Source organism: Fervidicella metallireducens AeB, assembly GCF_000601455.1.
Taxonomy (GTDB): Bacteria; Bacillota; Clostridia; order Clostridiales; family Caloramatoraceae; genus Fervidicella; species Fervidicella metallireducens.
On sequence record NZ_AZQP01000014.1, the window covers coordinates 24747 to 50773 of the forward strand.

General features: G+C 32.8%; 20 protein-coding genes, 3 pseudogenes and 1 other annotated feature. Of the genes and pseudogenes, 20 read left to right on the plus strand and 3 right to left on the minus strand.

Going from position 1 to position 26027, the window contains the following annotated elements; all coding sequences use genetic code 11:
* Positions 1-45: 45 nt before the first annotated feature.
* From Q428_RS06015 to Q428_RS06070, 14 genes and pseudogenes are all read left to right on the plus strand, one after another.
* Positions 46-537, plus strand: coding sequence for a TspO/MBR family protein (locus tag Q428_RS06015; RefSeq protein WP_035379136.1), 492 nt, complete (start codon positions 46-48; stop codon positions 535-537).
* Between the two features lie 148 nt (positions 538-685).
* Positions 686-1852, plus strand: coding sequence for an ABC transporter substrate-binding protein (locus Q428_RS06020; RefSeq protein ID WP_035379138.1), 1167 nt, complete (start codon positions 686-688; stop codon positions 1850-1852).
* Positions 1853-1907: 55 nt separating this feature from the next.
* Positions 1908-2462: a branched-chain amino acid ABC transporter permease gene (locus Q428_RS16320; protein WP_278244875.1), complete on the plus strand. Its 555-nt coding sequence runs from the start codon at positions 1908-1910 to the stop codon at positions 2460-2462.
* Positions 2453-2785, plus strand: a complete 333-nt coding sequence (locus Q428_RS16325) for a branched-chain amino acid ABC transporter permease (RefSeq protein WP_278244876.1) — start codon at positions 2453-2455, stop codon at positions 2783-2785. Before Q428_RS16320 ends, Q428_RS16325 begins: the two co-directional genes overlap by 10 nt.
* Positions 2786-2802: 17 nt before the next feature.
* Positions 2803-3669, plus strand: coding sequence for a branched-chain amino acid ABC transporter permease (locus Q428_RS06030; protein ID WP_035379140.1), 867 nt, complete (start codon positions 2803-2805; stop codon positions 3667-3669).
* Between the two features lie 26 nt (positions 3670-3695).
* Positions 3696-4484 (plus strand): ABC transporter ATP-binding protein, encoded by a 789-nt coding sequence (locus Q428_RS06035; RefSeq protein ID WP_035379142.1) that lies wholly within the window; start codon positions 3696-3698, stop codon positions 4482-4484.
* Positions 4485-4488: 4 nt separating this feature from the next.
* Positions 4489-5199 (plus strand): ABC transporter ATP-binding protein, encoded by a 711-nt coding sequence (locus Q428_RS06040; RefSeq protein ID WP_035379144.1) that lies wholly within the window; start codon positions 4489-4491, stop codon positions 5197-5199.
* 133 nt (positions 5200-5332) lie between these two features.
* Entirely contained in the window at positions 5333-6202 is an 870-nt protein-coding gene (locus tag Q428_RS06045) for a radical SAM/SPASM domain-containing protein (RefSeq protein ID WP_035379146.1), read from the plus strand.
* A gap of 26 nt (positions 6203-6228) precedes the next feature.
* Positions 6229-7452 (plus strand): exonuclease SbcCD subunit D, encoded by a 1224-nt coding sequence (locus tag Q428_RS06050; RefSeq protein ID WP_035379148.1) that lies wholly within the window; start codon positions 6229-6231, stop codon positions 7450-7452.
* Positions 7442-8164: pseudogene (locus Q428_RS16720) on the plus strand (AAA family ATPase); the annotation flags it as partial. The gene Q428_RS06050 and the pseudogene Q428_RS16720, both read left to right, overlap by 11 nt.
* 2298 nt (positions 8165-10462) lie before the next feature.
* Positions 10463-10965: pseudogene (locus Q428_RS16725) on the plus strand (SbcC/MukB-like Walker B domain-containing protein); the annotation flags it as partial.
* 139 nt (positions 10966-11104) lie between these two features.
* Positions 11105-11929 carry an adenosylmethionine decarboxylase gene (speD, locus tag Q428_RS06060; RefSeq protein ID WP_035379151.1) on the plus strand — a complete coding sequence of 275 codons (825 nt, stop codon included), beginning with the start codon at positions 11105-11107 and terminating at the stop codon, positions 11927-11929.
* A 180-nt stretch (positions 11930-12109) separates the two neighbouring features.
* Positions 12110-14383 carry an ATP-dependent Clp protease ATP-binding subunit gene (locus Q428_RS06065; protein WP_035379153.1) on the plus strand — a complete coding sequence of 758 codons (2274 nt, stop codon included), beginning with the start codon at positions 12110-12112 and terminating at the stop codon, positions 14381-14383.
* A 126-nt stretch (positions 14384-14509) separates the two neighbouring features.
* Positions 14510-14760: a binding site (T-box leader), on the plus strand.
* Between the two features lie 230 nt (positions 14761-14990).
* Entirely contained in the window at positions 14991-15218 is a 228-nt protein-coding gene (locus Q428_RS06070; protein ID WP_035379154.1) for a hypothetical protein, read from the plus strand.
* 39 nt (positions 15219-15257) lie between these two features.
* Here Q428_RS06070 and Q428_RS06075 read toward each other — a convergent pair whose 3' ends face one another.
* On the minus strand, positions 15258-15875 hold the full coding sequence (locus tag Q428_RS06075) for a hypothetical protein (protein WP_035379156.1): 618 nt from the start codon (positions 15873-15875) through the stop codon (positions 15258-15260).
* A 192-nt stretch (positions 15876-16067) separates the two neighbouring features.
* Between Q428_RS06075 and Q428_RS06080 the strand changes: the two genes are divergently transcribed.
* The 6 genes and pseudogenes from Q428_RS06080 to Q428_RS06105 all read left to right on the plus strand — a co-directional run bounded on the left by Q428_RS06080 (position 16068) and on the right by Q428_RS06105 (position 23400).
* Positions 16068-17906, plus strand: a complete 1839-nt coding sequence (locus Q428_RS06080) for a 5'-nucleotidase C-terminal domain-containing protein (RefSeq protein WP_051515002.1) — start codon at positions 16068-16070, stop codon at positions 17904-17906.
* Between the two features lie 143 nt (positions 17907-18049).
* On the plus strand, positions 18050-19543 hold the full coding sequence (glpK, locus tag Q428_RS06085) for a glycerol kinase GlpK (RefSeq protein WP_035379157.1): 1494 nt from the start codon (positions 18050-18052) through the stop codon (positions 19541-19543).
* Between the two features lie 18 nt (positions 19544-19561).
* Entirely contained in the window at positions 19562-20125 is a 564-nt protein-coding gene (locus Q428_RS06090; protein WP_035379159.1) for a glycerol-3-phosphate responsive antiterminator, read from the plus strand.
* 183 nt (positions 20126-20308) lie between these two features.
* Positions 20309-21747 (plus strand): annotated as a pseudogene (locus Q428_RS06095) (FAD-dependent oxidoreductase).
* 14 nt (positions 21748-21761) lie between these two features.
* Positions 21762-23033 (plus strand): NAD(P)/FAD-dependent oxidoreductase, encoded by a 1272-nt coding sequence (locus Q428_RS06100; RefSeq protein WP_035379161.1) that lies wholly within the window; start codon positions 21762-21764, stop codon positions 23031-23033.
* Positions 23026-23400: a DUF1667 domain-containing protein gene (locus Q428_RS06105; protein ID WP_035379163.1), complete on the plus strand. Its 375-nt coding sequence runs from the start codon at positions 23026-23028 to the stop codon at positions 23398-23400. Before Q428_RS06100 ends, Q428_RS06105 begins: the two co-directional genes overlap by 8 nt.
* 90 nt (positions 23401-23490) lie before the next feature.
* On the opposite strand, the gene Q428_RS06110 is transcribed toward Q428_RS06105, so the two are convergent.
* Entirely contained in the window at positions 23491-24825 is a 1335-nt protein-coding gene (locus Q428_RS06110) for a Na+/H+ antiporter NhaC family protein (protein WP_035379165.1), read from the minus strand.
* A gap of 135 nt (positions 24826-24960) precedes the next feature.
* A complete protein-coding gene (locus tag Q428_RS06115) occupies positions 24961-25869 on the minus strand; it encodes a transposase (RefSeq protein ID WP_035379167.1) in 909 nt (302 codons plus the stop codon).
* Positions 25870-26027: the final 158 nt, after the last annotated feature.

The window sequence follows — 26027 nt, forward strand, 5'->3', positions numbered from 1 at the left end:
TTTGTCTCATAAAAGTATTACATATACATTGTAAGGAGTGAAAGAATGTCAAAAATAATTAAGGTTATTAATTTAAGAGAAGCAAAGAAGGTTGTTACAGCTGTGGCAATACCTTTAATAGGAGGTCTTTTAGTTGGATATTTATCAATGGCCTATTCAAAGGTAGATTATTTAAAACCAGGGTTTACACCTCCAGGTTGGGTTTTCAGCGTCGTTTGGACTTTATTATATATTCTTATGGGGGTGGCGAGTTATAGAATATGGAGGATGAAAAGATATAATAGCCAGGCAGCATATGCTTTATGGCTTTATGCCATACAGCTTGTTATTAATTTCATATGGCCCTTTGTATTTTTTAAACAAGGAAATTACGGAAGTGCATTCTTTTTGCTACTAGTGCTTTGGGTATTAGTTGCCTTTACATCAATTAATTTCTATAAAATCGATAAAAAGGCTGGACTTCTGATGCTTCCTTATCTAATTTGGCTTACCTTTGCCGGAATTTTGAATTATTTTATCTGGATTATGAATGTTTAAAATTATGGAACAGTCGTAGATGCTCAATTTAGGCATCAACTAACTGTTCCTTTTCACTATAAATCAAATTATTAACAAAAATTACAAATAAATTTCAGAGATTCATCATAGTATTTAACATAAAAAATGCTAAGGGGGATAGATAATTATGAAAAAAAGACTTTTAGTATGTTTGTTATGTTTGCTAATGACTGTATCATTTGCTCTTTCAGGGTGCGGCAAAGATAATAAAAATTCTTCAACAGGTGAAACTGTAAAAATTGGATGGATAGGTTCACTTTCTGGAGATCAGGCTGTATGGGGTCAATCTGAATCACAGGCAGTAAAGATGTTCTTTGAAGATATAAATAATAATGGAGGCCTTTTAGGTAAAAAGGTTGAGGTTATAACTTATGATACTAGAGGAGACGGAACTGAAGCTGTAAATGCAGTTAAAAGACTTACAGGACAGGATAAAGTTATAGGAATAATTGGACCTAATGCCAGCGGCCAGGCTATACCAATATCATCAGTTTTGGAAGAAATGAAGGTTCCAGATATAGCAACAGTTGCAACAAATCCAAAGGTTACTGTAGTTGATGGGAAGGTTAAACCCTATAACTTCAGGGTTTGCTTTATAGACCCATATCAAGGTGCAGTTGCTGCTGGTTTTGCAATAGACGTATTAAAGGCAAAAACAGCTGCCGTACTTTACGATGTTGGTGATGATTATTCACAGGGGCTCACTCAGTATTTTGAAGAAACATTTAAGAAAAAAGGCGGCAATATTGTGGCGAAGGAAGGCTTTAAGAGTGGTGATGTAGACTTTAGACCACAGCTTACTAAAATCAAAGCAGCTAATCCAGATATAGTATTCCTGCCATATTTCTTTAAAGAGGTAGCCCTGACCACAAAGCAGGCAAGGGAGCTTGGTATTAAAGCAACCTTTATGGGCGGTGACGGATGGCCATCAGAGCAGCTTTTATCAATGGCAAAGGATGCTGTTGAGGGTTCATTTTTTGTAAATCATCTTGATTTTGATGATCCAGAAGTAAAGGATTTTAAAACAAAATATAAAAATAAGGTAGGCAAGGAGCCAGAACTCAATGCATTCCTTGCATATGATGCAAGTTTAATGTTAGCAGATGCTATTAAGAGAGCTAATAGCTTTGATACTGAAAAGATAAAAGAAGCATTGGAAACTACAAACATTAAGGGAATAACAGGGCTAATAGTAATAGGAAAAGACACACATAATCCTGAAAATAAGGATGCAGCTATAATTAAGATAGAAAATGGTAAGTATATATTCCAGCAAAAATATAGAGTTCAATAACAAAGGGGGAGTATTCCCCCTAATTATCTATTTTAAATGAATGGGAGGTAGAAAAATGACTAACTTTTTACAACAGCTGATAAATGGTTTATCTATTGGAAGTGTATATGCCTTGATGGCTGTGGGATATTCTTTGGTATATAGTATTATGAATTTTTCTAATTTTGCCCATGGTGGCGTAATAATGTTTGGTGCTTATTTTGGTTTTTTCTTTATGACATTGTATAAGCTATCCTTTATTCCAGCATTTTTAATATCAGGTATTTGTACTGGAATACTTGCAGTTATTGTTGAAAGAATTGCGTACAAGCCACTGCGAAATCGTAAGGCACCATTTTTATATTTCATTATATCAGCAATGGGAGTATCTATTTTCTTAGAAAACATAGTCATTGCAACAATAGGACCAACCTTTAGAACATATCCTAAGGTTTTTTCATTAGAACCAATTAGATTAGGAAAGATGGCAATTGGCAGAATAGATCTAACAATGTTTTTAATATCTATGTTTTGTGTTGCAGCTTTGATATATTTAATCGATTTTACAAAGACAGGAAAGGCGATTCAGGCAACAGCCTTTAATATGAAAGGCAGTGCCTTATGGGAATAAATACAGACAGAATAATAATATTAATTTTTGCTGTGGGAGGGGTATTAGCAGGCATTGCTGGAGTACTCTTTGGAATGAAGTACACGGTTTATCCCCAGATAGGAAACATCACTTTGAAATCATTTATTGCAGCTGTATTTGGAGGATTAGGCAGTGTTCAGGGTGCAGTTATAGGTTCCATATTACTTGGAGTAATTGAAACTATTACTTCAGGATATATATCATCACAGTACAGAGATTTAATTGCCTTTGCACTTTTAATATTAGTCTTAGTTATAAGGCCTATGGGACTTATGGGTAAGGTAACTGAGGATAAGGCATAGGAGGGGGAGGGAGTAATATGGATTTAAGCTGGTATTATCTTAAGGGAATATTAACGCTTGCTGGAATATATATGCTTCCAGTACTAGGTTTATCTTTACTTACAGGGTTTACAGGGCTGTTTTCATTTGGACATGCAGGGTTTATGGCAATAGGAGGATATACAACAGCAGTTATGATGACTAAACTTAAAATACCCTTTATACCTTCGCTGCTAATAGGTGGATTTACAGCTTCATTTGTAAGCTATTTAATAGGAAAGCTAACTCTAAAATTAAAGGGAGATTATTTTTGTATTGCAACTTTAGGTTTTGGTGAGGCAATAAGACTTATTCTAGAAAATGTACAATACTTTGGAGGAGCAAGAGGATGGCCGGGGTTACCTCTAAAAACAAATTTTATAACTGTTGTAGTTATAGATATCATAGCTATTTTAATAATAAGAAATGTTATCTATTCCAGACACGGTAGAAACATGATTGCAGTTAGAGAAGAGGAATTAGCATCACAGGTTGTTGGAATAAGCTTATTTAAATACAAGATGACATCACTAATGATAAGTGCTTTTTATGCAGGAGTTGGTGGAGGACTGCTAGGAACATATCTAGGTTTTCTTCAACCCAAGATTTTTAGTTTAGTAAGATCTACCGAATTAACAATTATTGTAATTTTTGGAGGATTAGGAAGTATTACAGGAAGTGTTGCAGGTGCAATCGTTCTTGTTGCGTTACCTGAAATATTGAGAAGTTTTGCTAATTGGAGATTAGTAGTATATGGTGCAGCAGTGGTATTTATAATGATAGCAAGACCAGAGGGATTAATGGGTGGTAAAGAATTAAGTTTTAGTGCAATAAAGAATTTACTGAGAAAACCTTCGAAAAATTAGTAAACTTAAGATGGGGGGAGAGTTTGATGGCATTACTGGAAGTAAATAACCTTACTAAAGCCTTTGGGGGACTTACGGCGGTAAATGATGTTAGTTTTTCTATTGAGAAAAATGAGATAACAGGCTTGATAGGACCAAATGGAGCAGGTAAAACAACAATATTTAATTTGATTACTGGTGTCTACAAGGTTACTTCAGGCAATATAATTTTTAATGAAATAAATATAGAAAATAAAGATACATATAAAATCGCCCAATACGGAATAACAAGGACATTTCAAAATATCAGGTTATTTAAAAAGCTTACTGTTTTTGAAAATATTTTGACTGCATGTCATAACAATGCTGCATATTCACTTGGTGAATCAATTTTATTTGGAGGATTACCTGTGTTTTTAAATAAAAAGACGAGATTTTATAAAGAAGAAAAGATGCTTAAGCATCAGGCAGAGGAGTTAATGGAAATAATGGGTCTTTCCGATAGAAGAAATTTCATTGCCAATAATCTTCCATATGGTCTACAAAGAAGGCTTGAAATAGCAAGGGCTCTTGCTTCTAATCCTAAATTGTTATTGTTAGATGAGCCTGCTGCAGGAATGAATCCAGATGAGACCGAGAAACTGATGGAGCTCATAATGGAAATCAGGGACAGGTTTGATTTAACTGTGCTACTAATTGAGCACCATATGGATTTAGTTATGGGTGTCTGCGATAACATAGTAGTCTTGAATTTTGGCTGTAAATTAGCCGAAGGAAGTCCTTTTGAGGTACAAAATAATCCTTTAGTAAAAGAAGCATACCTTGGAGGAGAGTGATAGAATGCTGAAAATAAATAATCTGCATGTGTATTACGGTGGAATTCATGCGTTAAAAGGGGTTTCTGTTAGTGTGAATCCTGGAGAAATAGTAACGATTATTGGATCTAATGGGGCGGGTAAATCTACACTTCTTAATACTATTTCTGGATTTATAAAACCCAAGGAGGGTGAAATAATATATAAGGGGGAAAAATTAATACAAAATCCGTATAGGGTTGTTAAAAAAGGAATTTGTCAAGTTCCAGAGGGAAGGCTGGTATTTGTAAATCTAACAGTAAGAGATAATCTGATGTTGGGGGCATATTTAAGGAAAGATAAAAAGGGAATTTTAGAGGATTTAGAAAAAGTATATTCCATCTTCCCAAGGTTAAAGGAGAGAGAAAAACAAATTGGGGGAACACTTTCTGGAGGAGAACAACAAATGCTTGCCATGGGAAGAGGATTGATGAGTAATCCGGAAATAATTCTTTTAGATGAGCCTTCATTGGGACTGGCTCCAATGATAGTACAAAGAATATTCGACATAATACTTGACATAAAAGAGATGGGGAAAACCATTCTTCTAGTTGAACAAAATGCATATAAAGCACTTTCAATAGCTGACAGAGCTTATGTTTTAGAACAGGGTAAAATTGTACTTCAGGGAGAGGCAAAGGAAATTGCATCAAATTCCAAAATACAAGAAGCTTATTTGGGTAAAAAAAGTATCTGATTTTTAATAATGGGGGGTAGTTGATTTAACAATGAAATGACTGCTCCCCTATGTTTATTTAAGCCTTGCAAAAATTACTTAGTAAATGTAAGATAGTTTCATAAAAAATCAAATAATTTACGAGGTAAATGAAATGAAAAAACTGAAGAAAATATACGTTGAAATTACTAATGTTTGTAATTTATCCTGCAGTTTTTGTACTAAAACAAACAGAGAACCAGAATTTATGACTTTAGAAACATTTAACAAGATTTTAGAACAAATAAAACATCATACAAAATTTATATATTTTCATGTCAAGGGAGAACCACTGCTACATCCAGAACTGGATAAATTTTTAGACTTATGTTATGACAAAGGGTTTAAGGTGAATATAACCACAAATGGAACACTAATTAATGATGTAAAAAATAAGCTTTTAAATAAGCCTGCATTGAGACAAATTAATTTTTCACTACATAGTTTTCAGGGAGATGAGACATTAAAGGAAGAATATGTTGAAAATATAATATCCTTTACAAAAGAAGCAATTGAAAAAACAAATATGTTAATTGCATTCAGACTTTGGAATTTACATGAGGATAATAATATCAATTTAATTCAGAAGAAAAATCAGGATATCATAGATAAACTTAAATGTGCCTTCGATATAGAATTTGGAATTGAGGAAAGAATTCCACAAGACAGAGGGATTAAGCTGATTGACAGAATCTATTTAAATCAAGGTGCAGAGTTTGATTGGCCGAGTTTAGATTCAGAAGAAGATTTTAGTAAAGGTTTTTGTTATGCTTTAAGAAATCAAGCAGCTATTCTTGTTGATGGAACAGTCATACCATGTTGTCTTGATGGAGATGGAATTATAAATCTTGGAAACATACATGAAAAACCTTTTTCTGATATTATAGAAGGAGAAAGGGCAAGGAAGTTATTTGATGGCTTCTCAAGACGTGAAGTTGTTGAAGAGCTTTGTAGAAAATGTGGATATAGGAAAAAGTTTAGTTAAATTTAAGGATAAAAAGGGGTGGGGAAATGAGAATTTTACATACTTCAGATTGGCATCTTGGAAAAAATTTAGAAGGTTTTTCGAGGCTTGAAGAACAGGAGGAGTTTCTTGAAGATTTTATTAAAATTGCAGAGAAAGAAGAAGTGGATTTAGTAATAATTGCTGGAGATATATATGATAATGGCAATCCACCTGCCAAGGCAGAAAAGCTTTTCTACAGTACCCTGAAAAAACTGTCAAACAATGGTCAAAGGGTTATTCTTGTTATAGCAGGAAATCATGATAACCCAGAGGGGTTGTCAGCAGCTAGTCCTCTGGCCTATGAACATGGAGTAATAATACTTGGAACTCCCAAAAATACAGCTGAGGCAGGTAAGTATAGGGGATTTGAAATAATTGATTCAGGAGAAGGATTTATAGAGCTTGATATAAAGGGTGAAAGAACGATAATAATTACATTACCTTATCCAAGCGAGAAAAGATTAAATGAAATTTTCACACAGGAATTAGATGAGGAAATCAGGCAAAAAAGTTATTCAGAAAGAATAGGAGAAATTTTTAAAAACTTATCTTTAAAATATAGACAGGATACAATCAACTTAGCTGTTTCACATATATTTATTCTTGGAGGAGAAACATCTGATTCAGAAAGACCGATACAGCTTGGAGGAAGCCTTGCAGTTGAGGAATATCACCTTCCACAAAATGCTCAATACATTGCCTTGGGGCATTTGCATAAACAACAGAAGGTTTCATCTAGGGTCAAGGCATATTATTCAGGTTCACCACTTCAATACAGCAAAAGTGAAATAAATTACAGCAAAGGTGCTTATATAGTTGATGTAAAACCAGGCAGTGAAGCACAGGTGAGAGAAATATATTTTAAAAATTATAAACCAATAGAAGTCTTCAGGTGTGAAAGTATTGAGGATGCTATTGATAAATGTAAAGAAAACAGTGGAAGAAACCTGTGGGCATATTTTGAAATAAAGACAGATAGGGTGTTACTGCAATCAGAGATAAAATTGATGAAGGAATTGATACCGGATATTATTGAGATTAGACCAATAATATCTGGTAAAGATGAAAAAGATGAAATTTATAATGATTTAAAAGAAAAATCTATGGAAGAACTTTTTAAAGAGTTTTATGTATCTTCAAGAGGACTTGAACCAACAGAAGAACTTATGGAGCTTTTTCTAAAGATAGTTGAGGAAGAGGGTGAAGACTTTGAAACCTGTGAGGCTTAAATTATCAGGGTTTAATAGTTTTATTGAACCTCAGGAGATTGATTTTTCAAAGCTGACAGAGAGAGGACTATTTGGAATATTTGGACCCACTGGCAGTGGTAAATCTACAATTCTTGATGCAATAACAATGGCGATGTATGGAGAAATTCCAAGGAATACAAGTGAATTTATAAACACACAATGTGATACTGCAAATATAACCTATGAATTTGAAATAGGATGTGGAAATGGAAGAAAAAAATATATAATTGACAGAAGTATTAAAAAGGACATCAAGAAAAATGGATATACAACGAAGGTAGCCAGGTTATGTGAAGTTAATGGTGAAGATATTAAGGTAATTGCGGAAAAAACAACGGAGGTCAGTAAAAAAGTTGTAGAGTTAATTGGATTAACATCTGAGGACTTTACACGTTCTGTAGTTTTACCTCAGGGAAAGTTTAACGACTTTTTAAAACTATCTGGACAAGATAGGAGAAATATGCTTGAAAGAATTTTTGGTTTAGAAAAATATGGAGTAAAACTTGTAAAGAAAATAAAGAATGCTAAATATGAAAAAAACATTGTTCTCCAAAACATAGAGGGACAGTTAAGCAGATTTAATGGTGTAAATGATGAATTTTATCTTGAATTAAAAAATAAACTTACTGAGCTATCTAAAGAAGAAAAATATATTAGGGAAGAAAAACAAAAACTTGACATTGAGTTCCAAAATCTCCAGAAAATTTGGGAAAAGCAGCAGGAGTTAGAAAGTTACAAGGAAAAGAAAAAAGAACTAGACATGATGTTAGAGGAGATAAAGGGAAAAAGGATTTCATTAAAGAATGCACAAAGAGCACTTGAAGTTATGCCTCATATAGAAAATATCAAAGAAACAAAGAAGAAAATAGAAAAAAGCTCGATTGAAGTTGAAAATTTAAAAGTGAAACTAAGTCAGATTGAAAAAAAGCAGATGGATATAGAGTCGCAGTACAAAGCAGCATACGATAGAAAGGAAAAGGAATTACCTTTATTAATAGAAAAATCAACAAAACTGCAACAGGCAATTATCATGGAAGAAGAATTGAAAAAGGTAAAGGCTGAAAGGGAGCTTTTAGCAGAAGAATATAGAAAAACTAATGGTGAATTTCAGAGTGTAAGCAGAAAAATTCAAGATTTAAATAGTTTAAAAGAAAAGAAAACAGATAGATTAAAGGAAATCGATGATAGAGTAAAAAACATTAACTTCAATCCAGATTTCAGACAAAGGCTTTTATACGCTTATGATATAGAAAAGGAATGTATTAAGCTAGCTAATGACAAATCAGATAGAATCAGTAAAATTAATCAATTATCTAATGATATAGAGCTAAAAAAAATCAGTCATAACAAGCTATTACTTAAAATAGGTGAAATATCAAAAAAATTAAGAGAAAATGAAGAAAAACAGAGGGTATTGCTGGAGAATTGCCCAGGAAATAATGAAATAATTTTTGAAAAACATAAATATATTGAGAAGTTGAGGCTAAATCTGAAGGAATGTGTAGAAAATGTAGCCAGGAAAAGGGACATAGAAACGCAGCTAAAATCTGTATGTGAAGAAAAAAATGAATATGAAAAAATGTTGTTCAAAATAAAAGAAGATATTACTAGTAAGGGAAATGAATATGAAGCATTAAAAAATGAAATAGAAAAACTTAGAGTTGAGAATCTTGCAGGAATGTTGTCAGTGGAACTAAAGGAAGGAAATCCATGTCCTCTATGTGGCTCTAAGGAACATCCTATGCCAGCGGCTGGTGTTGATGAAAGTCTTATAAATGAGAAAAAAAATACAGAAAACATATTATTAAAAGAAATAAAAGAACTAGAGTTAAAACTAATAAAATTACAGAGTGAATGTTTACAATACAAAGCAAAGGAAGATGAATTAAAAAAGGACATTGAGATATTTAATGATAAACTTACTAATATAGATATTCAATTCCTTCAGAATCAGCTACTTGAAGAAGAAAATAATTTCAACCAGTTAAGGGAAAGTCTTGAAAAATGGAATAAAGACAAAGAAGAAATAGAAAATATCATCATCAAATTAAAAGAAGAAAAGGCAGAGCAGGAAAAGGAAGAAGCACGAATCAGTGAAGGTATTAAGAATGATGCACTTCAGCTTAATATATTAAAGAGTGAGACGGAAATAATTACGAAAGATTTTGAAATAAGAAATAATCAACTTGAAGATTTAAAACTACAGTTAGGGATAGAGGATATAAAGGTTAAGCTTGATGAATTAACAAATAATGAAAAGGAAATAAAAATTCTAAATGAGGAAGGAGAACTATTAAGAAAAGAACAGGAAAAGATAGAAAAAGAGAAGGAATTATTAGAAAAAAAGGGCACAGAACTAAGCATAGCACTTGGTAAAATTGAAGAGAGAGGAAAAGAAAAAAAGCAGGTGATAGAAATTCAGATGGATAAGATAAAAGATTTATCTGAAGGCAGGATTCCAGCTGAATACATTGCTGAAGTTAAAGAACAAATAGAATCAATTAATAGAACTGAAGTGGAATTTAAGAACAAGTTGGATGAAGTAAATTTTGAATATAAGAATATCAACGAGAGATATGCAGGGTTATTAGAAAATCTATCAATTCTAATGAAAATTTTAGAAGAACAGCAGCAAAAGCTTGAAATCTCATTGAAGGAAAATGAATTTACCAGTATATTAGATGTAGAGAGTTGTTATAAAACAAGAGAAGAAATAAAAGAGATAGAACTAATAATAAAAGATTTTGATAATCAATACCTATCTGTTAATGAAAATATTAATAGAATTAATACTGCCTTAAATGGAAAACTTACTAGTAAAGATGAATGGGAGGATATTAAATTAAGAGTTAACGAGATATCAAGCATCCTTGATGTAAAGACTATGGAAATAGGAGCGGTAAAACAGCAGTTAAAGGAAATAGAGAACAGCCTTAAGATAGTGAATGATCTTATTAAGCAAAGGAATGAAGTGTCAAAGGTTTTGGAGCAGCTGGAGGATATAGACAAACTTGTTCAGGGAAATAAATTTGTTGCCTTTGTAGCATTAAGTCAGTTGAAGTATATAGCAATGGAAGCATCAAAAAGATTAAAGGACATAACTAAGGGTCGATATGCATTAGAGTTAGATGTTTCAGGAAATTTCATTATGAGAGATGATTTTAACGGGGGAACAAGGAGGGCAACAGATACATTATCTGGAGGGGAAATTTTTTTAACATCCCTTTCCTTAGCACTTGCTTTATCATCCAGATACAGCTGAGAGGAAATGCACCTTTAGAGTTTTTCTTTTTAGATGAAGGATTCGGAACCCTTGATGCAGAGCTTTTAGATACAGTTATGACCTCCTTGGAAAGGCTTCATAGTGATAGGTTATCTGTAGGAATTATAAGCCATGTAGAAGAGTTGAAAAACAGGGTTCCAGTAAAACTTTTAGTTCATCCTGCTAAGCAGGGTGGAGAGGGTTCAAAAGTTCATATAGAATACAGTTAATGGCGAAACTGGATAATTTTTAATGAAGATTTTGGATTTTGTAATTTCATATAAACCTTGAAGTCAAGTTTGAAAAATAATATTGACAATTAATCTATAAGTTATATAATTTTTAATGAAAATATATTAGAAATGAGGAATGGAGTTGGCAAAGTTAGTAAATAATAAGCTAAAACTATATGGATTTAACAACTTAACAAAAACATTGAGTTTTAATATTTACGATATCTGTTATACAAAGACAGAGGAAGATCGTAAAAAATATATTGAATATATTGATGAACAATATAATTCAGACAGACTTACAAAGATTTTAACCAATGTAACTGAAATGATAGGCGCATGTGTTTTAAACGTTGCAAAACAGGATTATGATCCACAGGGAGCTAGTGTTACCTTACTTATTTCAGAGGAAGAGGTTCCTTTATATGTATTAGATCCATCATGTAACAGAGGAATACTAACTCCAACTCGTGAAAATATTGTAGGACATTTAGATAAGAGTCACGTAACAGTGCATACCTATCCAGAGAGTCACCCTCAAAATGATATAAGTACCTTCAGGGTTGACATTGATGTCTCTACTTGCGGAACGATTTCGCCACTTAATGCTTTAAATTATTTAATTGACAGCTTTGATTCTGACATAATAACTATTGATTATAGAGTCAGAGGGTTTACAAGGGATGTAAATGGTGCTAAGCACTATATTGATCATGAGATTACATCAATACAAAACTTTATAGCTCAACAGACCATTGACAGATATAATTTAATTGACATGAATATTTATCAATCAAACATATTCCATACAAAAATGAAGGTAAGGGATATAAATCTTGATAACTATTTATTTGAGATTAAAGAAGAAGACCTTACAAAGGAACAAAAAGAAGATATTATCAAAAGATTGGATAAAGAAATGAGCGAAATCTTTTATGGAATTAATCTTCCAAATGTTTAATATTCACCCCTGGGACATCCCGGGGGTGTTTTGCATAGAATATTATTGATTTTCAGGATGTAAACAGTATGTTTTTTAAAATTAATTTAAACAAGTTTAAAAATAAAACAATTCTAACAAAAATATGATATACTGTAATAACAACATAAGAAATTTTCTTATAAATTGGAGATGATAGATATGAAATTATGTGCTGTCTGTAATAAAAACATAGCTGTAGTTTATACGTCTAAAATTGTGAATGGAAAAACTGAAATGGTTGGTTTATGTTTAGAATGTGCAAAGAAATTAAATATACCTGTAATTGATCAGCTTATGGAGCAGAGCGGAATAACTCAAGATGAAATTGAGAATTTATCAGAGCAAATGAGTGAGCTTTTTGAAAATATGGATGTTGATGAACTAAATAATAATAATAATCTTTTTTCAGGATTACTTGGGGGCATTTTTCCATCCTCAAAAGATCCTGAAAATAAAAGGGAAGAAAAAACAAATACACAGAATGTAAAAGAAAATTCAGATACTAAATCAAAGTCTTCATGGTTTGGAAAGAAGAAAAAATTTCTGGATACCTACGGAACAAACTTAACTGAAAAGGCAAAGAATAACAAGGTTGATAAAATAATAGGCAGAAACAGAGAGATTGACAGGGTTGTTCAAATATTAAACAGGAGAACAAAGAATAATCCAATTTTAATAGGAGAGCCTGGTGTTGGAAAAACTGCAATTGCTGAGGGGCTAGCTGTTAGAATTGTTGAAAAACAGGTTCCAGCAAAACTTTATGATGCAGAGATTTATCTTTTAGATCTTACGGCAATAGTTGCAGGAACTCAATTCAGGGGACAGTTTGAAGGTAGGATGAAGTCAATAATAGAAGAAGCTAAAGAAAATGGAAATGTGATTCTCGTAATAGATGAAGTTCACAACATAATGGGTGCTGGAGAGGTTCAAGGGGGTGCAATGAATGCAGCCAATATTTTAAAACCTGCTTTGGCTAGAGGGGAAATTCAGGTAATAGGTGCAACAACCTTAGAGGAGTATAGAAAACACATAGAGAAGGATTCTGCTTTAGAAAGAAGGTTTCAACCTGTTTTTGTTGAAGAACCAACTGTTGAGGAAACAATTGAAATCCTGAAGGGAATAAAGAATTATTACGAAGACTATCATATGGTAAAGATATCCGATGAAGTAATAGAAGCCGCTGTTAATCTCTCAGAAAGATATATCACAGATAGGTTTTTACCTGATAAAGCTATAGATGTAATTGATGAGGCAGGTTCAAGAGCCAATTTGAAAAATCAAGGTCTTGTTGAATTGAAATCCTTGAAGGAGGAATTAGCAATCTTACAAGAGGAGATACAGATTGCAGCAGACAAAAACGATTACGAAAAAGTAGCAGATTGCAGGATGAAAGAATTTAAAATTGAGGATAAAATAAAAGCTATCGAGAAAGAATGTAGTGATGTAAAAATAACCATTGAGGATATAGCTTATGTTATAGAAGCATGGACAAGAATTCCTGTTCAAAAGATAACAGAAGGTGAAGCAGAAAAACTTTTAAACCTTGAGAATAGACTTCATCGAAGGGTAGTTGGACAGCATGAGGCAATCACAAGTCTTTCAAGGGCAATAAGGAGAAATCGTTCAGGTTTTAGGAGGAAGAGAAAACCCTCATCCTTTATATTTGTAGGTCCAACTGGTGTTGGAAAGACTGAACTGGTAAAAGCATTGGCATCAGAACTTTTTGGCAGTGAAGAAGCCTTAATACGTATCGATATGTCTGAATATATGGAAAAACATACAGTATCAAAGTTAATTGGGGCTCCTCCAGGATATGTAGGTTATGATGAAGGTGGTCAGCTTACGGAAAAAGTAAGAAGAAGACCTTACTCAGTTATTTTATTGGATGAAATTGAAAAGGCTCATCCAGATGTATTTAATATGCTCCTTCAAATACTTGAGGATGGTAGGCTCACTGACAGTCAGGGAAGAACAACATTTTTTGAAAATACAGTAATAATAATGACTTCAAATGCAGGTACCAACTTTAAATCATCGGGAATGGGATTTGCTCAGGAGGGTTATATTGCACTTGAGCAAAGGGTTAAGGAAGCATTGAAGGAGTTTTTTAAACCAGAGTTTTTAAATAGAGTTGATGAAACAATTGTATTTAAACAATTGACGAAGGAAGAAATCAGAAAAATAGTTGACTTAATGTTAAAAGAAGTCAGGGATGAGGTTAAAGAGAAAAATATGACATTGGATGTCTCTGAGGAAGCCAAGGATTTTCTTGCATCTGAGGGTTATGATGAAAAATATGGAGCGAGACCTTTGAGAAGAACAATTCAAAAATATATTGAAGATGAAATCGCTGAACTATTCCTTGAAAATAAAATTAAAGAGGGTTCAAATATAAAAGTCCATTTAGTGGATGGAAAAATAGTTGTTGAATAGATATAATCAGAAGTAAGGAATTCTTAGGGAACTTTTGCATAAGCACATAAAGAAGCTAATAAATATAAAAATTTCTTGACAATGTAACAAAAGGATATTATAATCTTTATAAGAAAAAAATCCCATAGAAAAGCTATGACGGAGAGAAAATGTTCATTGATTATCTTCAGAGAGTCAGCGGATGGTGTGAGCTGATGTTAATCGGAATATATATATCCACTCCCGAGCTTCCTGCGGAAAGGTTTTGCCGAGTAAGTAAGGACGCATGCCAGCGATATATGGTTACGGATTAGCAGTTTTTATGCTGATCTTAATGAGAGGAAGCTTTATTGCTTCAAATAGGGTGGAACCGCGGAAGTTAAACTTTCGTCCTTATAGATAATCATATTTATGGGGACGAAAGTTTTTATTTTTATTAAAAATCTAGATTTAATCCCTTTCATTTTCAGGTGAGAAGCAATTCTTATTTCAAATGTTGTGAATGTCAAAAAACAAATAAAAAATCAAATGTAATATTGCATGCAATCTATAATTAATTCAAAAATTCATAAGTATATAACATGAATGTTAAAAAAATAACAATTTCAACTGAGGGGAGAGGTCAACAATGAATGGAAGAATACTGGCTAAATTAAACCATGGAGCAGAAGAGATTACAAGGATTACAGATGTATTAAGCTTTGGAGAATACAATATAACTGGGTTAGAACTAAAGGTTGAGGAGAATGCTTCTGTAAGCCTGGATATTCGTTTAGAACAATGTGAAAGCAAATTATATGAATTTATTGATTATATATCAGAATTATTGGATGTAAGGGAAATAGTTGTTTTATAAAAAATCAAGGAGAACTCTTCTTATGTTCTCCTTAATTTTTTACTTTTCCATATTCATTTTTCCAACATACCAATGGTCAGTTTTTTTGCTGACATTATAAACATATTTTTCAAATCCAGTTCTTTTTAAGTTCTTATCTGCGGAAAAATAAACAGCTACATCATGATTTTTAAATAATCCACCACTTGTAAAGAAACATACCTTAAGGTAGTCTGAAGTTTTATCTACAACTACCTTGCCATCATCATATTTTGATAAGGATTTAAATTCTTTTGGTAAATCTATGAATCCATCAGTTTCACCAACTTCAAAGGTGTTATTTTTAATCATTTCTATTATTTGTAATCTTTTGTCCTTATTTAAGTTAAACTCTAAGTTTAACCCTATAGATCGAAGGGTTTGATTTTTTAGAAATACAAGTGATAAACTACAGAGTAAAATTAAGAAGAATAATTTTAAATTTTTGTAGACAAGAATATTAACAAAAGAATAACATATAATACCTATGCTTAAAATAAAGAATATAAACAAAATCATTACTGTAAATGTACCGAGATAATACTCAATAAAGATGCTAAAGGAGTTGTATAATAAGATAAGAACAGGTAATAAAATAGTTGTAACAATAAATTTATTTATGTTTTCATTCTTTCTCATAACATTTCTCCTTAAATTAAAATATTCAACTCCATTATAACGCATAACTAAGAAAAATACCATAAATAGTATAAAATAAAAAAATAAGTAAAATTATTATTATCATTACAATAAAAGAAATACTGTTTAAAAGTACCATAATAAGGTATAATATTGTTGGGTATAAAATTATTTAGGTTAGGAGGAATTAAATTGGGGAACAACAGTAAAAGTAAAAAACTAATTTCATTGTTTATGAGTCTTATTATGTTTATTGCAGTTTTTTCACCTCAAAAAGCCTTTTCAGCTGATTTAGAAACTGGAAAGGAAGCAGCAATAAGATACATAGACATTCTATCATTTAACGACTTTCATGGTGCTTTGAAACAGGAGGGTAAAAACATAGGAGCAGCAAATCTTGCTGGAGAGATAAAGAAGTTAAAGCAAGCTAATCCAAGTACTATAGTTGTTGCTGCAGGAGATTTATATCAAGGTAGTGCAATGTCCAATCTTCTTTATGGTAAACCGGTTTCTGAAATGTTAAAGTCATTGGGGGTTATTGCTTCAGCAGTGGGAAATCATGAGTTTGATTGGGGCATAGATAAAATAGCTTCATGGTCAAAGGATGGAGGTTTTGACTTTTTGGCTGCCAATATAGTTGATAAGAAGACAGGCAAACCTGTTGATTGGGCAAAACCTTATAAAGTTGTTGAGGTAGATGGAGTTAAGATTGGATTTATAGGACTCGCTACTCCGGAAACAGCTTTTAAAACAAAGCCAGAAAACGTAAAGGATATTGAATTTAAAAATCCATCAGAAGTTGCAAAACTTTGGGCTGACAAACTAAAAAATGGCGAGTTGCCAGAGGGTAAGGTTGATGTTGCAATAGCACTTACACATTTAGGTTCAGCTGTAAATAATGGCGTAGTGACCGGTGAAGCTGCCGAGCTATGTAATAATGTAAATAACATAGATGCAGTTATATCAGGACATACACACATGAATGTTGCAGGAAGGGTAAATGGAAAGGCAATAGTGCAAGGCTATTATAATGGAAGAAGTTTAGCAAAACTTAGTATAGGTCTTGATAAGTTTGGAAGGGTAACAGGAGTTGAACCTTCTGTAATAGATGTTTATAAACAAACAACACTGACATCAGATCCTGAAGTGAAGGCAATCTACGATAAATATTCCAAGGAAGTTGAACCAATATTAAGTGAAGTTATAGGGACAACTGATAAGGAATTAACACATGATAAGACTTCAGGTCCTTCTATACTTGGTGAATGGACATGTGATGTAATGAAGAAATCTGCTGGAGTACAAATAGCTGTAACAAATGGGGGAGGACTAAGAACTTCAATTCCTCAGGGACAAATTACAGTAGGCAAACTTTATGAGGTTATGCCATTTGATAACACCCTTGTAAAAATGAAGCTTAAGGGTTCAGATTTAAAGAAAGTAATTGAAAATGGTATTTTAAATGAAAGTATTGGATGGGTTCAAGTTTCAGGGGTAAAAGTTTACTATAATAAGAATGCTGAGGCTGGAAATAGAATTACCTCTATGAGACTGATGGATGGAACTAAGGTTGATATGGATAAATACTATACAGTAGTTACAAATGATTTTATGGCTACTGGTGGAGATGGATATGATTTCAAGGCTGCAATTGAGGTTGTTGATACTGGAGAACCAATCAGAGAAGCGTTAATTAAAGAAATTAAGGCTGTAAAAAATCTTTCAGTAGAAAAAATTGGTTATTTAATTGACGGAGAGGATACTACTATTGATAAACCAGTTGAAGAACCTGTAGCTCCAGCTGAACCTGCAGCAGCAAAGATAGAATCAGAAAAGAAAGAAATGGCTAAGGTAGTTTCAATTACAGCTAAAAAAGGACTAAATGTAAGAGCGTCATATGCTAAGACCGCAAGAAAAATTGGTGCATTAAGATATGGAACAAAGGTAAAGGTAATATCTCAGCATGGAGATTGGTATGAGATTAGCTATAAGGGTAAAAAAGGTTACATTTTCAAATTATATACAAAATAAATATAAATAAGTTATTTTTAGAATAGTCCTGGAGTAAAATTATTTCAGGGCTATTTTTGTCATTATAAAAGAGGAAAAATAGTTTGCAAGAAGAATATTTAAGTAGGTTATTTTATGTTATTTAAAGGGGTAAAGGAGGAAATATGGAAAAGTATATTTTATCTTTAGACCAGGGGACAACTAGTTCAAGGGCAATAATATTTGATCACAATGGGAATATATGCTCTGTGGCACAAAAAGAATTTTCCCAGATTTATCCATGTGTTGGTTGGGTTGAACACGATCCAATGGAGATATGGGGGACACAGATAGGCGTAGCAAACGAAGCAATAGCTAAGGCAGGTATATCTTCAAACCAGATTGCTGCTGTTGGTATTACAAATCAAAGAGAAACTACGGTTGTTTGGGATAAGAAAAACGGAAAACCAATCTACAATGCCATTGTATGGCAGTGCAGAAGAACCTCTGGAATTTGTGATGAACTTAAAAGCAGAGGATTAGAGATGATAGTAAAGAAAAAAACTGGTTTGATAATAGATGCATATTTTTCAGCGACAAAAATAAAATGGATACTTGATAATGTTGAGGGAGCAAGGGAGAAGGCAGAAAATGGAGAACTTCTGTTTGGGAATATAGACACATGGCTTGTATGGAATCTAACTGGTGGACAGGTTCATGTTACGGACTATTCAAATGCCTCAAGAACTATGCTTTTTAATATACATGAGCTTAAGTGGGATGAAGAACTTTTAAAAGAACTAGATATTCCTAAATCCATGCTTCCTGAAGTTAAACCATCAAGCTGCATTTATGGATATACAGGTTTTGATGGGCAGACTGCGGATATTCCAATAGCTGGTATAGCAGGGGATCAGCAGGCTGCACTTTTTGGGCAGGGATGCTACACTAAGGGAATGGCTAAAAATACATATGGAACAGGTTGCTTTATGCTTATGAATACCGGGGAAAAAGCGGTTGAATCTAAGAAGGGGCTCCTCACAACAATTGCTTGGGGAGTAGATGGAAAAGTAGAATATGCTCTTGAAGGAAGCATTTTCATGGCAGGAGCAACTATTCAATGGCTTAGGGATGAAATGAGAATGATAAAAAATGCAGCTGAAACCGAAAGATATGCAGAGGCTGTAGAGGACACAAATGGAGTATACCTGGTACCTGCTTTTGTTGGACTTGGTGCACCACATTGGGATATGTATGCCAGAGGAGCAATTGTTGGATTAACTAGGGGAGCAAAAAAGGAACATATAATAAGGGCTGCACTTGAATCACTGGCATATCAGACTATGGACGTATTAAAGGCAATGGAAGAGGATTCAGGAATAGATCTTAAAGAATTAAAGGTTGATGGCGGGGCATCGAGTAATAATTTTTTAATGCAGTTTCAGGCTGATATTCTGAAGGTTCCAGTGTATAGACCCAGGGTAATTGAAACAACAGCACTTGGAGCAGCATATCTGGCAGGACTTGCAGTAGGATATTGGAAAGATAAAGATGAGATATTTAAAAATTGGTCAGTAGATAAAAAGCTTGAAAACCGTATGGAGGATGAAAAAAGAAAAAAACTTATAAATGGCTGGAGAAAGGCAATTACCAAAGCATTAGATTGGGAAGATAAGTAATAACAAAGGGTGAGTGATTTGAAGGGATTAGAAGAGATTTTTATTGAAAACCCTGTAATTGCAGCAATAAGAAATGATGAGGATTTGGAAAATGTTTGCGAAAGTAAAGCCAAAATTGTATTTGTATTATACGGAAATATATTAAATTTGAAGTCTATTTGCAACAAACTAAAGGAAAATAGAAAGTTTGTATTTGTCCATATAGATATGATGGAAGGAATAAGGGGAGATTTCCTTGGTATTCAATTTATAAAAAAGGAGGCTTCTCCCTTTGGGATAATTACAACAAAGCCATCAAATATCAAATACGCAAAGCAGCTTGGACTTTGTTCAATTCAAAGAATATTTATAATTGATTCCTTCTCGCTGAAAAGCGGTATTAAAAATGTAAAGGAACAAATGCCTGATGCAATTGAAGTTATGCCAGGGATTGCTAGTAAGATAATCGCTTCCATTGAAGATAAGGTTAACATACCTGTAATAGCAGGGGGACTTATCAGTACCAAAAAGGACGTTGTAGAGTGTCTTTCAATGGGGGCAATGGCAGTTTCTACAAGTAATTTGGAACTGTGGAATCTGTAAGAAATAGAAATATAATAATATCTGCTATTGATTTAACGGATAAAAGGTGTTACAATTATTATAACAATTAAATCAAATTTTACAAAATTTAACCTGTGGCAGAGTAAATGAGAGCCATTATTTAGGATTAAGTTCTTAAATAGTGGCTTTTTTGTTTTTGAAAAATATTAAGGGGGGAAAGAGATGTTTGATATAACAATAATAGGTGGAGGCGTTATTGGATGCTCAATAGCCAGGGAACTTTCTAAATATAAACTTAAAATATGCCTTCTAGAAAAGGAATGTGATGTGGCATGTGGTACTACCAAGGCGAATAGTGCAATAATACATGCTGGATATGATGCAAAACCTGGAACTATGAAGCAAAAATGAACGCCTTAGGAAATCAAATGTTTGATAAACTATCAAAGGAACTGGATTTTCCATTTAAGAGAACTGGTTCTTTGGTTGTTTGTTTCAGCATTGATGAAATAGAAATCCTCAACAGGCTTTTGAAGCAGGGGGAGGAAAACGGAATAGAAGGGCTTAGAATTATAAATAAAGATGAACTGAAGAAAATGGAGCCTAACTTATCAGATGATGTTGCAGCTGCTTTATACGCTCCAACAGCTGGTATTGTTTGCCCATATGAAATGACAATAGCACTTGCTGAAAATGCAGTTGAAAATGGAGTTGAGTTTAAATTTAATACCCTGGTAATGGATGTTAAAAAAGTCTCAGATGGATTTGAAATAAAGACGTCTGAGGGCAAAATCCATACCAGAATGGTAATAAATGCAGCAGGTATATTTGCTGATAATATAAACAATATGGTGAGTAGAAACAATATTGAGATAATTCCACGAAAAGGGGAGTACTGCTTATTTGATAAATCTCTTGGTGGTGTAATATCAAGAACTATATTTCAAATCCCAACTAAAATGGGAAAAGGTGTTCTTGTTACCCCAACAGTTGACGGAAACTTACTTATAGGCCCCACCGCACTTAATATTTTGGATAAAGAGGATGTAACTACAACAAATGAGGGGCTTGAGTACGCTCTCAATATGGGAAAAAGAACTTTAAGAGAGCTTCCTATGGATAAAATAATATCATCCTTTGCAGGACTTAGGGCACATCCTGTTAACAATGATTTTATAATTGGTGAGGCTGAGGATGCAAAAGGTTTTATAAATGCTGCAGGAATTGAATCACCAGGACTTTCAGCAGCACCAGCCATTGCTAAAACAATAGAAGATATCGTTGTAAATAAGATAAAACCGAATATTAGGGAAGATTATAACCCAATAAGAAAGGGAATACCAAAGTTTAGAGAAATGAGTAATGAGGAAAGGGAAAATTTAATTAAAAATAATCCTGCATTTGGAAAAATTGTATGTCGATGTGAAATGATTACAGAAGGGGAGGTTATTGATTCTATCAAAAGACCACTTGGGGCATCAACTTTGGATGGCGTTAAGAGGAGAACCAGAAGTGGTATGGGGAGATGTCAGGGTGGCTTTTGTACATCAAGAATAGTTGATATACTGGCAAGGGAGTTGAATATACCAATAACTGATGTTACTAAATTTGGTGGAGAGTCAAGGCTATTAACTAATAAAAATAAGGATGGAATTGAGTAGGTGGTGGAGAAGTTATGATGGAGGTTGATGTTTTAGTAATTGGTGGCGGCCCGGCAGGACTTGCAGCAGCTCTAAGTGTAAAAGAGGAGGGAATTAATAATATATTGATAATTGAGAGAGAAGATAAACTTGGTGGGATACTTAATCAGTGTATCCACAATGGTTTTGGACTCCACATATTTAAGGAAGAACTGACAGGCCCAGAATATGCCCAGAGATTTATAGACAGGATAGAGGAAAATAAAATACCATATAAACTTAATACAATGGTCATTAATATCAATAAAGAAAAGATAGTTACAGCTGTAAACAGTGTTGATGGAGTTCTTGAAATAAAGGCAAAATCAATAATACTTGCAATGGGTTGCAGGGAAAGACCAAGAGGAGCCATAAATATACCAGGTTCAAGATGTGCAGGTATATATTCAGCAGGGACAGCCCAAAAGTTTGTTAATATTAAAGGATATATGCCTGGTAAAGAGGTTGTAATCTTAGGTTCAGGTGATATAGGGCTTATAATGGCAAGGAGAATGACACTGGAGGGAGCAAAGGTTAAATGTGTAATTGAGCTTATGCCATATTCAACAGGTTTAAAGAGAAATATTGTTCAATGTCTGGATGATTTTAATATTCCACTTAAATTCAGTCATACTGTTGTTAATATTAAGGGAAAAGAAAGGCTTCAGGGAGTAACGATTGCCAAGGTAGACGAAAACAGAAAGCCTATAATAGGGACTGAGGAATTTATTCCATGTGATACCCTCTTACTTTCAGTAGGACTAATACCTGAGAACGAATTAACAAAATGTGCAGGTATTAAGCTTTCTAAGGTAACTTCAGGGCCAGAGGTAAATGAGAGTATGGAAACTGAAGCTGATGGAATATTTGCCTGCGGAAATGTTTTGCATGTTCATGATTTAGTTGATTATGTAACAATGGAAAGTATTAAAGCTGGAAAGAGTGCTGCAGAATATATTAAGGGTAGCAGGATAAAAAATAAAAAAGCTATTGTTGTAAATGCCCAATGTGGGGTCAGATATACTGTTCCTCAATATATAAATCCAGAAAACGTAAAGGATAATATTGATATTAGATTCAGGGTATCAAATTTATATAGGGACAGTTATATATGTGTTTATTTTGATGAGAGGTTGGAGATTAAAATTAAAAAGAGAATTTTAACTCCAGGGGAAATGGAAACAGTAACCATAAGAAAGGATGTGTTCAGCAAATATCCACAGTGTAAAAATATTACTATTAAAGTAGAAGGTGATTTAAATGGATAAAAGGGAACTTATCTGTATCGGCTGTCCCTTAGGCTGTAGCCTGGAGGTTGATATAGAGCATAATAATGTTGTTAAAGTATCAGGAAATCAGTGTAAAAGAGGAATAGATTATGCAATGAAGGAATGTACAAACCCAACCAGGATTATTACAACAACCCTGGAGGTTATTGGCGGAAAAGATGAAATGGTGGCTGTCAAAACAGATAAGGATATACCTAAGGATAAAATTTTTGATTGTATTAGGGTCTTAAAAAATATAAAGGTTAAAGCTCCTATTAAAATTGGTGAAATTATATATAAAAATATTCTTAATACAGGTGCCAATATAGTAGCAACAAGCAATGTATATGTATATGGGGACAGTTAATTATTGCTGGATTATAAAGGAGAATTCTCACCAAAAAAGGGCTGTTGCATTAGTAATTTCAACTGTTAGTGCAACAGCCCTTATATATTGTTATAGAGGGTATGAAGTTTTTAATTCATCAGGAGATTTCAATTTAATCAGATATGTCAGCGGCAGTAAATATAAATAAAAAGCAAATGGAAGGTATCTGACAGTATCAACCATCATGGTTGATGTTGGAACAAAGGCTGCAATGTTCCAAGGTATAAGTGCAGCTAAAACTATTGCCGTATTTTCTATATCAAGGGCAAGTTCATATTTATCAATGTTTTTTTTAGTATAGGTTCTTCCCATTATCTGATTTGTAAGAACTACAGCAATTGATTGATTGCAACCAAAGGCTGCAGTCATAATACTAACAAGTAAAGTATCTTTAAACAGACCCTTACGGGTGCTTGATTTTGAAGTAAGTTTTTCAACATTTTTAAGCATATCAGTTCCTTCAAAAATTCCCGCAAGGGAGCAGGATACAAAAACAACCAGGGAGGCTTTCCACATAGAAATTAGTCCTCCGCCTTTTATTATGGATTGAAGAGGTGTAGCTGTATCTAATTTGAATCCCATAATCATATAACTGATAAGGGCTGATATTTTGTAATTTTGAAGATATAAACTGATAATAATTGCAGTAAATATACTTAATACCATTGATATTTTCACATTGATTTTTAATAAAGAGGCAAGGAGAATAACGACTGCAGGAAGAATTACAATCCAATTTATAGTAAATATTTTAACAATATCTGTATCTATACTTTTTCCTGAAAAATTTAAAGGTTGAAAATATGAAAGTACAGCATAAAATATTACAGATATTGCAAATGGTATATAAGAAGTTCTAAACATATTTTTAATGTTATTGAAAATATCTGTTTCAGTTAAGTTACTTACTAAATTGGCACTTGATGACATTGGAGAGCATCTATCTCCAAAGTATGCACCTGCTATAATAGCACCTGCTACCATATTTTCATTTATGTTTCCGCTTTTAGCCATAACTATAAGTGCAATACCCACAGTACTAACAGTTCCAAGAGATGTACCCAATAAGAAAGAAACAAAGGAGCTTATTAAAAAAGCATAGAGGATAAAAAATTTGGGATTAAGAAGACGAATGCCGTAATAAACTATTCCAGGTACAGTTCCAGATGACATCCAGATAGCAGTTATGATACCGATTAGCACAAAAATTTTAAGTACAACAAAGGATTTTTTCCCACCATTATAGGACATTATAGCTATTTCTTTTAAAGAATATTTTCTTTTGTAGGATATGATAAAAAAAATTAAATAACAGATAATTAGTGGATAACCGATGAAAACACCTTTAATAATTGAAGTTATAAGCAATATAAAAGAACATATCATACCAATTAAAACATCCATAATGTCGACTCCTTTACAGTTGATTTCTATAACATTATAGCAAATTGTAAAATCATTATTAATATAATTTTTGAAAATATCTAAAAATTCAGGAGGAGATAAAAATAAAGATGTAGAAAAATCTACATCTTTATGTTAAATAATAAATTTTTTTCTTAATTCCTCAACAAGATAGTTATATTCTTTATTTTCTTCAACAAGTTTTAGCCCTTCTAAGAACATTTTTGAAACCTTTGAAGATGATATATCACCTAAAATTTTGCATATTTCGTCGTTTTTTAAATGGTAATAATTTTTTAGTATAAATGCTGTTATTGCTCTGATGTCCTTAGATTCTTTAATATATTTAGAATGAAGTCTTAATCTGCTGACACCTGTATGATTTGATATAAAATCAAGAATATCCTCAATGTTGATCTGAACACTGGCTTCCTTAGCATAATATCTTTCATTAGATATTTTGCTAAAAGTTTCCATTTCCTGAATTATCTTTTCTGCATCATATTGGGAAACAAGTTCTAAATATTTTTTTCTAGCCTTTGTACTTTCTCCTATAAACTCCATTACAAATTCTTTATCTACTAAATCAAAATCATCCCTTGCACCTATATAAAGCCCAAGGCTTGAATACTCATATTTTTCAGGATGTTCCTCATATGTTTCAAGCTGGGAGGGACTGTTATGTATATATAATGTTAAGGCTTTAAGTTCAAGGTCATCCTTCACAATCTTACTTCTGAATCTTTCATAAAATACGTGACCATGTCTGTTATATTTTCTATTGTATTTTCCTGAATAGCCTATATTGATACTTGACATTATGTTTGAAATATCAGCTCCACAGGGATTTATAATAAAATGACCATATTCTCTCATTATACAATAAGCATAGATTTTAAATCCGTATACATCCTTATATTTTTTTAATAACTCCAAATACTCAACCATATCATTTTCATCTCTAAAAAGAGGGGCATCGCTGGTACCCTTTACAACGATATAATTGATAGAATAGTTATCTTTAACTCTTGCGACTCTGGGCATTCAATTCACTCCTTATTTGTTTTTTTAAGATTATTGACAAAATAAGGATTTTTTATACATGTAAAAATAAAAGTGAAATGTCCCATTACATAATAAAAATGTTTTTAACTAACTTAACAAGTAGGTTAAAAGCACTTTCTAATGAACATTATTGTTTT